Origin of the sequence: Demequina salsinemoris (genome assembly GCF_000974805.1) — a bacterium.
GTDB classification, from domain to species: domain Bacteria; phylum Actinomycetota; class Actinomycetes; order Actinomycetales; family Demequinaceae; genus Demequina; species Demequina salsinemoris.
In genome coordinates, this window is record NZ_BBQZ01000005.1 from 193,268 (window position 1) to 205,924 (window position 12,657).

The 12,657-nt window shown below is 70.3% G+C and carries 7 protein-coding genes; 2 read left to right on the plus strand and 5 right to left on the minus strand.

What is annotated here, in order from left to right; translation table 11 throughout:
- Positions 1 to 9: 9 nt before the first annotated feature.
- The 3 genes from AOP78_RS10975 to AOP78_RS10985 form a co-directional block, all read right to left on the minus strand.
- Positions 10 to 1,230 (minus strand): EAL domain-containing response regulator, encoded by a 1,221-nt coding sequence (locus tag AOP78_RS10975; RefSeq protein WP_062204379.1) that lies wholly within the window; start codon positions 1,228 to 1,230, stop codon positions 10 to 12.
- The gene (locus AOP78_RS10980; RefSeq protein ID WP_062204382.1) at positions 1,227 to 3,491 is read right to left on the minus strand and encodes a hybrid sensor histidine kinase/response regulator; all 2,265 of its coding nucleotides are present in this window, start codon (positions 3,489 to 3,491) and stop codon (positions 1,227 to 1,229) included. The genes AOP78_RS10975 and AOP78_RS10980 overlap by 4 nt, the downstream gene beginning before the upstream one ends.
- 120 nt (positions 3,492 to 3,611) lie before the next feature.
- A complete protein-coding gene (locus AOP78_RS10985; protein WP_062204386.1) occupies positions 3,612 to 5,879 on the minus strand; it encodes a hybrid sensor histidine kinase/response regulator in 2,268 nt (755 codons plus the stop codon).
- 237 nt (positions 5,880 to 6,116) lie between these two features.
- Here AOP78_RS10985 and cimA point away from each other — a divergent pair, with 237 nt between their 5' ends.
- Positions 6,117 to 7,715, plus strand: coding sequence for a citramalate synthase (gene cimA / locus AOP78_RS10990; RefSeq protein ID WP_062204389.1), 1,599 nt, complete (start codon positions 6,117 to 6,119; stop codon positions 7,713 to 7,715).
- Between the two features lie 27 nt (positions 7,716 to 7,742).
- Here cimA and AOP78_RS10995 read toward each other — a convergent pair whose 3' ends face one another.
- Positions 7,743 to 10,469, minus strand: coding sequence for a hybrid sensor histidine kinase/response regulator (locus tag AOP78_RS10995; RefSeq protein WP_083980050.1), 2,727 nt, complete (start codon positions 10,467 to 10,469; stop codon positions 7,743 to 7,745).
- A gap of 160 nt (positions 10,470 to 10,629) precedes the next feature.
- On the opposite strand from AOP78_RS10995, the gene lplAB reads away from it, so the two are divergent.
- A complete protein-coding gene (gene lplAB, locus AOP78_RS11000; RefSeq protein ID WP_062204395.1) occupies positions 10,630 to 11,700 on the plus strand; it encodes a lipoate-protein ligase LplAB in 1,071 nt (356 codons plus the stop codon).
- A 103-nt stretch (positions 11,701 to 11,803) separates the two neighbouring features.
- Here lplAB and AOP78_RS11005 read toward each other — a convergent pair whose 3' ends face one another.
- The gene (locus AOP78_RS11005; RefSeq protein ID WP_062204398.1) at positions 11,804 to 12,526 is read right to left on the minus strand and encodes a VIT1/CCC1 transporter family protein; all 723 of its coding nucleotides are present in this window, start codon (positions 12,524 to 12,526) and stop codon (positions 11,804 to 11,806) included.
- Positions 12,527 to 12,657 lie beyond the last annotated feature (131 nt).

The following is a 12,657-nucleotide window of genomic DNA, read 5'->3' on the forward strand; positions in this document are numbered from 1 at the left end:
GCGCGACGCTCAGTCGACCCGGGACGCGAACAGGTGCTCCGGCGGCGACCACTTCGCGAGGTCCTCGGGCCACATCGGTCGGCCCAGGTAGAAGCCCTGAAGGTTGTCGCACCCCATGGAGACGAGCAGATCGAGGTCCGCGCCGCTCTCGACGCCTTCCGCCGTGCAGGTCATGCCGAGCGCGTGGCCGAGGTCGATGATCGAGCGCACGACCGTGCGCGACTCCTCCGACGTGGTGGCTGTCGCGACGAAGCTGCGGTCCACCTTGAGCTCGGAGAAGGGGAGCCTCGCGAGCTCGAGCATCGACGAGTAGCCGGTGCCGAAGTCGTCCAGGGAGACCTGGAAGCCCTCGAGCCGCAGACGCGTGAGGCGCTTGAGCGAGGTCACCGGATCGGACATCGCCGCGGTCTCCGTGACCTCGACGATCACTCGAGAGGGGTCGACCCCGCAGTCGTTCGCGAGGCCCATGAGCCGTTGGTCGAGTCGGCTCTCGCCGACCTCGGAGGCGGAGATGTTGATCGAGATCGTCTGCGTCTCGGGAAGCCTCGACGCGGCGAACCATGACAGGGCGCTCGTCATCACCGAGTTCGTGAGGTCCGAGGCCATCCCGTTCGCCTCGGCCACCGGGACGAAGACTCCGGGCGGGATCAGCCGGCCCTCGGGGGTGAGGCACCGTGCGAGAGCCTCGTAGCCCACCACCTTGCCGCTCGCGCACGAGACCTTCGGCTGAAGCGCCACCGTGATCTGCCCGGCGCCGAGCGCCTTGCGCAGGGACTCCGCTGTCACGACCGGGGCATCGCCCGCGGTCGTGGGGGCTGATGCGGCCGTCTTGGGAGTCGGATGCTCGGTGCGCACCTCGAGGATCTCGGTGAGCCTCGCGCGCGAGTACGGCTTGCCGAGCGATCCGGCGACGATGAGGCCGTGCGCCTTCGCGTAACGCAGCGCGGACTCGAGCACCCGGGTGTCCTGGCCGCTCGAGACGATCACGGCGGCCTCGCTCTCTCGCTTGGCGAGCTCCTCGAGCACCATGAGCCCGTCGTCGTGACCGAGCACGAGGTCGACCATCACGTGGGTGGGGCTCCAGTCGTCGTGGGCAGCGAGGAACGACTCCACGCTCGACTCGAGGCGCGCCTCGGCCCCGGTCGCGGTGACCATCGCGCGCGCCATCCGGCCGACGAGGTCGTCGTCATCCACGATCAGCACTCGCAGTCCCTGCGTCGCGTCGCTCATGCGTCGGCGCTCCTTCCCTCGGAAACCAGCCGCGAGACTCGTGAGGCGAGCTCGTGGATCGTGTACGGCTTGGTGAGCAGCTCCGACTCGGGGTCGAGTCGGCCATCCGCGGCGAGAACCTGCTCGGTGTATCCCGATACGCACAGTACAGGCAGCCCGGGCCGGGCCTCGCGAGCCTCGCGTGCGAGGTCGGTTCCAGACATACCCCCAGGCATCACGACGTCGGTGAGCAGCAGGTCGATGTCGTGATGCGAGTCGAGGATGTCGAGCGCCGCCCTGCCGTCGGACGCCTCAAGCACGTCGTAGCCGAGGTCCACGAGTCGCCGCGAGGTGTAGCCGCGCACCAGCGCGTCGTCCTCGACGAGCAGCACGGTCCCCTCGCCCGCGGTCGGCACCGGCGTAGGGACGGACCGGGTCTCCTCGACCTCGACCCGCGCGACAGGCAGGTACAAGGAGAAGGTCGATCCGGCCCCGACCTCGGAGGACGCGTTGAGCGTTCCGCCCGACTGCTGCGCGAAGCCCCACACCATGGCGAGCCCCAGCCCCGACCCGCTGCCGAGGGGCTTCGTCGTGTAGAACGGCTCGAACAGGCGGGGCAGGGCCTCGGGCGCGATGCCCGTGCCCGAGTCCCTCACCGCGAGCCGCACATAGTCGCCGGGGGGAAGCTCGATCGCGGACGTCTCGGCGGGGACGACGTGCCGGTGGAGGCCTGCCTCGATGACGACGGTGCCGCCGTCGATCATGGCATCGCGGGCGTTGATGACGAGGTTGAGCACGCTGTTGTCGAGCTTGCCGCGGTCGACCATGACCGTGGGCAGCCCTTCGGCGATGTCGTACGAGACCTCGATGGCGCCGCCCAGCGTCCGCTCGAGCAGAGGCGCCATCGCCGTGACGGCCTCGCCGATGGAGGTGGGCTCGGGGCTCAGCGTCTGCCTGCGGGCGAAGGCGAGCAGCGCGCCGATGAGGCCCGAGCCGCGCTCGGCGGCCTCGGCGATCATGGAGCGCATCGCCTCGTCCTCGGGTGCGAGCTCGGAATCGGCGAGCGCCTCCGCACCTCCGGAGATCACGGTGAGCAGGTTGTTGAAGTCGTGGGCGATGCCACCCGTGAGGCTGCCGACCGACTCGAGGCGGTTGGCCCGTTCGAGCCGCTGGTTCAGGTCGCGAAGCTCGGTCACGTCCTTGGTGTAGACGGTGAAGCCGGTCGCCTGGGCGGACACCGTGAGCTCGAACCATTTGTCGATGGTGGTGGCGTAGTGCGTGAACTGCACCGTGCGACCCGTGCTGCGCACGGCCTCGAACGCCCTCTCCATCTCGGTGCCCTTGAGGTGGGGGTAGGCCTCCCAGATGTGTCTTCCCAGGAGCGCTCCCGGCTCTCGGCTGAACATCTCGTTGGCCGCTCGGTTGAGGTAGGAGAAGTGCAGATCGTCGGTGTACACGATCACGCCGTCGGTGATCGAGTCGAGAGTCTCCTCGAGCTGGAGCGCGATCGCGGCGGTCTCGCGCTGGCTCTGACGCAGCGCCTGGACGTCGGACGCCGTCGCCCACCACTGCATCGACGAGCCGGCCAGCGCGGGCGTGGTGGGCTCGATCGGGACCGCGCGCACGGTCTGCGCGCGGTAGATCCCGTCGTGCCTGCGGACCCGCAGCTCGACCTCGTATCGCTCCTTCGCCGCGAGCGCCGGCAGGATGACGTCCAGGGCATGCGCGCGATCGTCGGGGTGGACCACCTCGAGCCAGTCCTCGCGGTCGTGGAGATCTCGCCCGAGGAACTCGCGCGTGCCGTGCGAGGTGTAGGTGATCCTGCCGTCGTCGTCCGTGAGCCACACGGGCAGCGGCATCGACTCCGCGAGCGCCACGAGGCGGTCCTGCTCGGCGCGCAGCTCCTCTGCCGTCCCCTCGAGCTCGTGCACGGATGACATGAGCTCCTGCTCGGCCGCCGCGAGGCGCTCCCTGCGTCGCACGCCGAGCACCGCGAGGGCTGCGACGAGCACGATGCCGCCAGCCTGCATCGCCCTGTTGGAGGCGAAGTCGGCGGCGTCGAGATGGAAGTCGGCGCTCCCGGGGTCGCCGAGCGAGGCGATCAGGATGCCCGCGATCGAGGCTCCCGCGACGATCAGGATGAGGCGGGTCCGCTCGGCGAGCATCGCGGTGAGGATGAACAGCGAGTATCCCGCTGCGACGCCGATCGGCACGTCGACGATCAGGTCGGTCACGAAGACCGCGAGCACGCCGACGGACACGATGGCGACATCGATCGCCACGCGTCGTCCTGCCGGCATTCGCTCCCGCATGCGGCTCCCCTCAGAACCCGGGACGCGAGCGGCACGCCCCCGTACCGCCGAGCCTAGCGCCGCGCTCCCGCGTCGTACATGTGTGAAAGATCACTTGCCGTGCCTCGCGGTCAGTGCGGCGAGCGCGACCGCGAGCTCCTGGACTCGGTACGGTTTCGCCAGGTAGGAGACCCCATCGACGATTCGCCCGGCCGCCGCGAGGTGCTCCTCGCCCGCGCCGGACAGGCACAGGACGGGGACGCCAGGGCGTGCGCGTCGGATCTGCTCGAGCGACTCGGGCCCGGTGAGCGCACCGGGCAGCGCGGCATCCGTCACCACGATATCGACGTCGGATCCCTCGGCGAGGAGCTGGAGCGCGTCCGCGCCGTCCTTCGCCTCGACGACGCGATAGCCGAGGGAACCCAGCTGGGACGCCGCGAGAGCGCGGACCGCGGCATCGCCCTCGACGAGGAGGACGTCGGCGTCGCCGCGGGGCGGCTCGGCCAGGGACGATGCGGGGGCCGCCGGGTCTGTCGAGGTCGCCTCGGGAAGGTGCAGGCAGAAGGTCGAGCCGACGCCGAGGTCCGACATGACGGTGAGCGCTCCGCCCGACTGCTGCGCGAAGCCCCATGCCATCGCGAGGCCCAGCCCGGTGCCCTCGCCTGGGGCCTTGGTGGTGAAGAACGGCTCGAACAGGCGGTCGAGCACCTCGGGGTCGATGCCCGTCCCGCTGTCCTCGACGGACAGGCGGACGTACTCGCCGGAAGGGACGTCGACGATGATCGAGCCCTCGTCGGAGGGGAGGGTCTCGCGGCGGGCCTCGATGCGCAGCCGTCCGCCGCCGGGCATCGCGTCGCGCGCGTTGATGACCAGGTTCAGCACCGCGTTGTCGAGCTTCGAGCGGTCCACGAGCACGTTCGGCAGGTCGTCGTCCACGGAGAGCTCGATGGCGATGGAGTCCCCGAGCGTCCGCACCAGCATCGGCCGCATGCCGGCGACCGCCTCCGCGACGCTCGTGGGCTCGGGGTGGAGCGCCTCGTGGCGAGCGAACGCGAGCAGGGAGCGGATGAGTCCCGCCCCCCGGTCGGCGGCCTCCGCGACCATGCTCCTCATCTCGTCGCCCGCGGGGGAGAGGTCCTCGGCGGCGAGCGCGTCGGCGCCGCCCGAGATCACGGTCAGCAGGTTGTTGAAGTCGTGCGCGATGCCGCCCGTGAGGCTGCCGATCGACTCGAGCCGGTTCGTCCGCTGCCGGTGGTGCTCGAGCTCGTGCTCCGCGGTGACGTCCCTCATGTATCCCGTGAAGCCGTCCACGGCTGGGGTGATCGTGATGTCGATCCATCCGCCGGCCTGCTGCGCGTGGTGGACGAGGTGACGCGCGAGTCCCGTGGACCGGACCTCCTCGAACGCGGACTCGAGTGCGGAGCCCTCCAGGTAGGGGTAGAGGTCGACGAGCCGCTCCCCGGCGAGTTCCCGCACCGTGCGCCGCAGGATGGCGCAGGCGCCGGGGTTCGCGTAGGTGATCGTGAGGTCCCGCCCGAGCGTGACCACCCCGTCGCCGATCGAGTGCAGCGTCTCAAGGTGCTCGCGTGTCGCTCGCGCGGCCTGCTCCTGGGTCACGCGCAGGTCCTCGACGTCGATCGCTGTGGCCCACCAGTGGGTGGTTCCGTCGAGCTGCATGGGGGAGGCCTGGACCGCGTGGGCGCGATACTCGCCTGACGCGCTGCGGAAACGGGCCTCGAAGCTGTAGGCCTCGCCGCCCTCGATGGCCCGCATCGTTGTGACGTGGACGCGCCGCTGGTCCTCCGCGTGCACGACGTCGAGCCATTCGTCGAAGCGCAGCGGATCCTGGCCCAGGTACTCGCGGACCGCGCGATTGGCGAAGCTCATGGTGCCGTCGGCCGACATGAGCCACACGGGGGTCGCGATCGACTCGGCGAGCGTCGTCGTGCGAGTCTGCTCGGCGTGGAGCTGCGCGGTGGTCCCCTTGAGCTCGTCGAGCGACGTGTCGCGCTCGGCGAGGGCCCTCTCGGCAGCGTGGCGGTGCCGCACCTCCGCCACGGCCAGGACCGCGGCGAGCACGACGCCCAGCACCTGGAAGCCGCGCGCGACCTGATGCTCGGACTCGGTGATCACCAGGGTGTCGGCGGTGTGGGAGACCAGCTCCGCGGTCAGGATCGCGACCACCGCGGCCGCTGAGATCCACAGGATCAGCGCGATGCGCTCGGTCCGCATGGCCAGGATGATCAGCAGCGCGTAGACGACGGTCATGCCGATGGGGAACTGCACCATCAGGTCGACGCCGAACGTCGCGACGACGCCGAGTGAGAGCAGCCCCGCGGTCACGACGAGGCTCCGTCGCCGCGCCGTCGCTTCGGCCATGCCGCGCTCCCCTCAGTCAGAGCTCGCAATCCACCGGTACTCAGGAGAGATGCTAGTCGCGCGGCGCGTCGCGGCACAGGCCCTGTCGCGACGGGTGTGCCATACTGACCCCGATGCACACCGCGATCATCATTCCGTAGCGCGTCGGCGGACCCTCCCCGACGCGCAGCCTCCCGCACCCAGGGGGGCTTTTTTGTTGGGAGGGTGAGCCGGCGGCACGAGCCGAGGAGCGACACGATGACGGATCTCACTGTCGAGGTCTACGACACGACCCTGCGCGACGGCGCCCAGCAGGAGGGCATGAACCTGTCCGTCGCGGACAAGATGACCATCGCGCCGCTGCTGGACCAGCTCGGCGTGGGCGTGATCGAGGGCGGCTGGCCGGGGGCAGTGCCCAAGGACACCGAGTTCTTCCAGCTGGTCGCCAAGGAGCTCAGCTTCCGTCACGCGCAGTTCGCCGCGTTCGGGATGACGCGTCGTGCCGGGTCCACCGCCGCGGCGGACCCGCAGGTGCGCGCCCTGCTCGACTCCGAGGCCCCGATCCTCACGCTCGTCGCGAAGACCGACATCCGTCACGCCGAGCGCGCCCTGAGGGTGAGCCCCGACGAGAATCTGCGGATGATCGAGGAGACGGTGGCCTTCCTCGTCGACGAGGGCCGCCGCGTCGTCCTCGACGCCGAGCACTTCTTCGACGGCTACCGCTTCGATGCCGACTACTCCGTGAGGTGCCTCCTGGCCGCCGAGGCGGCCGGCGCATCGTCCCTGGTCCTGTGCGACACGAACGGGGGGATGCTCCCGGACGACGTGACCCGCATCGTCACCGACGTGCGTGCCAGGACGACGGCGGCGCTCGGCATGCACGCACACAACGACTCGGGCTGTGCTGTCGCGAACTCCCTGGCGGCCGTGTCCGCGGGCGCGACGCACGTCCAGGGCTGCGTGAACGGCTACGGCGAGCGCACGGGCAACGCCGACCTGATCGCGGTCGCGGCGAACCTCGAGATCAAGCGCGGCGCCACCGCGCTTGCGCCGGGCGGGCTCGCGGAGTCGACCCGCATCGCGCACGCGATCGCCGAGGTCACCAACATCGCCCCCTTCGCTCGCCAGCCGTACGTGGGCGCCTCGGCGTTCGCGCACAAGGCGGGACTGCACGCGTCGGCGATCAAGGTCGACCCGGACCTGTACCAGCACACCGACCCCGCGCTCGTGGGCAACGACATGAGGATGCTCGTGTCGGAGATGGCAGGCCGCGCCTCGATCGAGCTCAAGGGCAAGGAGCTCGGCTACGACCTCTCGGGTCAGGGCGAGCTGCTCAAGCGGGTCACCGATCGCGTCAAGCACGCCGAGGCCGCCGGCTACACGTATGACGCTGCGGACGCATCGTTCGACCTGCTGCTGCGCTCCGAGCTCGGCACGCTCGACCGCTACTGGTCAGTCGAGGAGTGGCGCGTGCGCGTGTCCTCGGAGCCCGGCGATCCCACGGAGGCCGGCGCCGAGGCGGTGCTCAAGCTCCGCGCGGGCGGGGACCGCCACCTCGTCGTCGGCGAGGGCAACGGCCCTGTCAACGCGCTCGACCACGCGCTTCGCACCGCGCTCGCGAAGGTCTATCCCGAGATCGGACGATTCGAGCTGACCGACTTCAAGGTCCGCATCATGGACGCGAGCCACGGCACCGACGCGATCACCCGTGTGCTCGTGACCACCGTGGACACGGACACCGGGCGCTCGTGGGTGACGGTGGGCGTCGGGCCCAACATCATCGAGGCGTCCTGGGAGGCGCTCACCGACGCGTTCTACTACGGGCTGGCTTCGCTGGACGTCGCGCCGACGCCCTGAGCGAGCCTCACGTGCCGTGAGTGAGCGTCAGCGCGAGCCGGTGCGCTGCTCCATGGCCTCCGAGACTCGCTGGGTCAGCTGCTGCGCCGTGTAGGGCTTCGACAGCAGCAGCACGCCCTCGTCGAGGCGGCCGTTGTGGAGCACGACGTTCTCCGTGTACCCCGACGTGAACAGCACGGGGACCTCGGGACGGCGGCGATGCACCTCGTCGGCGAGGTCGCGGCCGGTCATCCCGTCGGGCATGATCACGTCGGTGAACAGCAGGTCGATCGTGTCGAGCCTCTCAAGGAGCTCGAGCGCCGCGGGGCCCGAGGACGCCGCGTGCACCGTGTGCCCCAGCCCGCGCAGCCGTTCGGTCGCGAACGTGCGAACGAGGTCGTCGTCCTCGGCCAGCAGGATCACGCCGGGGCGGATCGGGTGGATCGGCGGAAGCTCGTGGGGCGCGCGCGAGGCGACACCGTTGCCCGACAGCGGCAGGTACAGCTTGAACGTCGTGCCGATGCCCTGCTCGGAGTAGACCGCGATGTGGCCGCCCGTCTGCTTCACGAAGCCCCACACCATGGCCAGACCGAGGCCCGACCCCTTGCCCTTCGCCTTGGTCGTGAAGAAGGGCTCGAAGAGCCGGTCCACGTCCTCGGGGGCGATCCCCTCCCCGGAGTCGGAGACGTCGACGAGCACGTAGCGGCCGGGGGAGACCTCGGCATGGCTGTTGGCGTACGCGTCGTCGAGGACCGTCTCGGTGGCGCCGATGGTGACGCGGCCGCCCTCGGGCATCGAGTCGCGGGCGTTGAGCACCAGGTTGATGAGCGCGTTCTCGAACTGGCCGACGTCGAGCATGACGGCAGGGAGATCGTGGTCGGGCCTGACCACGAGCTCGACCGTCTCGCCGACGGTGCGCTCGAGCATCGGCGTGAGCGTGGCGAGGCAGTCCTCGAGGTCGATCGCGTGCGGTTCGAGCGGCTGCTTGCGTGCGAAGGCCAGGAGGCGTGAGGTGAGGTCAGCGCCGCGCTTGGCGCCCTCGACGACGAGCTCGGCCATCTCGCGCGCCTCGTGGCCCACCTGAGGGTCCTCCGCGACCGCCTCGGCGCCGCCGAGGACGACCGTGAGCACGTTGTTGAAGTCGTGCGCGATCCCGCCGGTGAGCCGTCCCACCGACTCGAGGCGCTGCGCCTGCGCGAGCTGCTCCGACAGGCGGCGCACCTCGGTGACGTCCCGGTGGAACACCGACAGGCCGCGGGGGGTGGGGGTGGCGGTCACCGTGAACCACTTCTTGAGGTTCTCGCTGAAGTAGGTGAAGGTGTGCGGGGAGCCCGTCGCCATCGCGATCTGCAGGCCCTCCTTGCCGTCCCTGTTGGGGTCGAACGGGAAGACGTCCCAGAGTCGCTCTCCGACGAGGTTGTCCGAAAGCCGCCCGATCTCGGCACGGGCGGCGGAGTTCACGTAGGCGATGCGCCAGTCATGGTCGACCGCGTACACCCCGTCGGTCGTGGACTCGAGGATCGTGGCGACCTCGGCCGCGAGGTCCTCGGCATGCTGCTTGAGCTCGACCGTCGTGTTGACGTTGAGGGAGCTTCCCCACCAGCGGATGACCTGACCCATGCCGTCTGTCTCGGGGACCGCGGTGACGTGGAACCACTCGTACTCGCCCGTGCGGCTACGGATCCGGTGCTCGATCTCGTATCTCTCGCCGACCTCGAGCGCGTGGCGCCAGGAGGACATGGTGTGTTCTCGATCGTCCGGGTGGATGTGCTCGATCCACTGGGGGGTGAGATCCGCGACCGAGGGGATCCCCGTGTAGTCGAGCAGGGCGTTGTTCGCGTACTCGAACCCGCCCGTGGGGTGGGCGGTCCAGATGGCGAACGGAACCGACGACGCCATCGCGGTGAAGCGCTGCGCCTCGGCCTCGGCGGCCGACTCGGCCTCGGCCCACCGGGAGATGTCCTGCATCGAGCCGTGGACCACGGTCCGGCCCTCCGCGTCGGTCGACACCGGGTCGCCCATGATGAGCAGTCGTTTGTGGGCGCCGCTCGCGGTCACCGCGTCGAACTCCGAACGGAAGGGCGAGCTCGTCTGGAAGGCGTGCAGGAACCCGCCGAGGAAGCGCTGCTGGTCGTGCGGGGCCAGGAAGTGGATCGCCTGGGCCACGTCGATCGGGGTGTCGGGCTCGACCTCGATGATGGCGGCCGCGCGCGGCCGCCAGATCACGGCCTGCAGCACGGGGTCGAAGTACCACGTCCCGATCGGCGCGATCTCCGAGGCCGCGGCCACCATCTTCGCGGTCTGCTCGTAGGTGAGCTCCGCGGCCTGCAGGTCGGTCTCGAGGCGGTGCGCCTGCTCGGTGCGCCTGAGCGCGATCAGGACGGCGGCGGCGCTCGCCACGACGAGCGCGACCGCGGTGAGGTGAGAGAACAGCATCGGCCCGAGATCGTCCTCGGAGCCGGGGATCTTCGCGATGCTGACGGAGATCACGACTGCCGAGGAGACGGCTGCCGTCCCGACCACGTAGCGGCGGGAGCGCGTGAATCCGGAGGCGAGCACCACGATCGCGTACATCGAGCTGATGTCGTAGCCGCGCGGCAGGAAGACGTTCACGATCGCGACGGCGAGGAGCCCGATCGCGACGAGCAGCCACGCGGGGGCGTCGCGATGGCGCGAACGGTCACGGATCGGCGCTCCTGGGGCCGACGGAGGCCTCAGCTGGCGCAGATCCTCCACGCTGGGACCCGGGGTCCCGCCCTCAGCGGAAGACGCCATGCGGTCATGCTAGCCGGGGTGTCCAGGGGGTCCACAAGGAATGTGATGGATCGCGCACTCCGTGACAGTTCGAGGCGTCGTGCCTGGAGAACGCCTTCCGGTGCGGGCGCTCGGGGCCCTCGGGGTGAGGGGAGGCCACGCGACAGGGCAGGATGGACCCATGCATGGCGAGTACAAGGTCCCCGGCGGCAAGCTCGTTGTCGCCGACGTCGAGACGACCACCGACACCACCACCGACGCCGACCACCCGCGGTTGAGCAGCGTCGTGATCTCCGGCGACTTCTTCATGGAGCCGGCCGAGACGATCCTCGAGATCAACGCGGCGCTGACGGGGCTTCCCGCGTCGACGGCCGTCGGCCCGCTCGCGGAGGCCGTCGAGCGCGCGACCGCGGGGGCGACGATGATCGGCTTCACGCCCGAGTCCGTCGCGATCGCGGTCCGACGCGCGCTCGGGCATGCGACGAGCTGGCACGACCACACGTTCGACGTGATCCACGACGAGCCCCGCGCGCCGCATATGCAGATGGCGCTCGACGAGGTGCTGACCCAGGAGGTCGCGGCGGGACGCCGCGGTCCCACGCTGCGTGTGTGGGAGTGGGAGCGGCCCACGGTCGTCATCGGCTCGTTCCAGTCGCTGCGCAACGAGGTGGACCCTGAGGGGGCCGAGCGCCACGGCATCACGGTGACCAGGCGCGTCTCGGGCGGGGGCGCGATGTTCATCCAGCCGGGCAACACGATCACCTACTCGCTGTCCGTCCCGTCCTCCCTGGTCGAGGGCCTCAGCTTCGAGCAGTCCTACGCGTTCCTCGATGACTGGGTCCTGGGCGCGCTGCGCGACGTCGGGGTCGACGCGACCTACGTGCCGCTCAACGACATCGCCTCACCGGCGGGCAAGATCGCGGGCGCGGCGCAGAAGCGCTACGCCGCGGGCGCGGTCCTCCACCACGTGACGATGGCGTACGACATCGACGCCGACGCGATGCTCGAGGTGCTGCGCATCGGTCGCGAGAAGCTCTCCGACAAGGGCACCAAGAGCGCGAACAAGCGTGTGGACCCGGTGCGCAGCCAGACGGGCATGGCGCGCGCGGACGTGATCGACGCGTTCCTTGCGCACTTCGCCGGCCGCTACGCGACCCAGCCGGGCGTGGTCACCCACAACGAGGTGCAGGACGCCGAACGGCTCGTCGAGACGAAGTTCGGCACCGAGGAGTGGATCCGACTGGTGCCGTAGGCGCCGCGTCGGTCAAGTGCCGTAGGCGCCGCATCGTCCCTGGACGATGCGGGGGTCGCGGACGATGCGGTCCGTGCCCGCCCGTGGTGGGCCGGGTGCGTCGTCAGACGGCGACGCCGACGAGCGTTCCGACTCCGAACGTGATCGCCATCGCGACCGAGCCTCCGAGCACGTTGCGGATCACGGCCTTCGGGTAGGGCGACTTCGCGATGTATGCGGAGATGTAGCCCGTGATGCCGAGCGCGATCGCGACGAGCACGAAGGTCAGCGGGATGCGCCAGCCGGCGGGCGGAAGAGTCGTGGTGAGCAGCGGCGTGAGGCCGCCGATCGTGAACGCGACGATCGAGGCGAAGCCGGCGGCCCACGGGTTGGTGAGGTCGTCGGGGTCGATCCCGAGGTGCATGCGGGCGTGGACGTTCAGCGGGTCCTTGGCCATCTGCTCGGTGGCGGCCGCGCGGGCCGTCGCCTCGCTCATGCCGGTGTCCATGTGGAGCCGCACGAGCTGCTCGAGCTCCCAGTGCGGGCGCGCCTTCTGCCAGATGCGCTCGCGGTCGAGGAGGGCCTCCTCGGCGTCGCGCTGCGCCGACACGGAGACGAACTCGCCGACGCCCATCGAGAGGGCTCCTGCGACGATGCTCGCGATCGCGGTGAGGATGATGATCGACAGGTCCGTCGTGGCGGCGGCGACGCCGACCAGCAGGGCGGCGATGGAGACGATGCCGTCGTTGGCTCCGAGGACGCCCGCGCGCAGCCAGTTGAGGCGCGAGGACATCGCCTCCTCGTCGGGGCCCGCGAAGATGTTGGGCCGATGGGTGTCGCTGCTCATGCGGCAAGGCTAGAGCCGTGCGCCGCGCTCTGCTAGGCAGATGAGGCTTCCCTCACCGCGTGTCGCGGTGTCGCGACGCACGCGCGCGCCGGGCTGCAGGCGCGCGGCGGGCTGCAGGCGCGCGGCGTCCG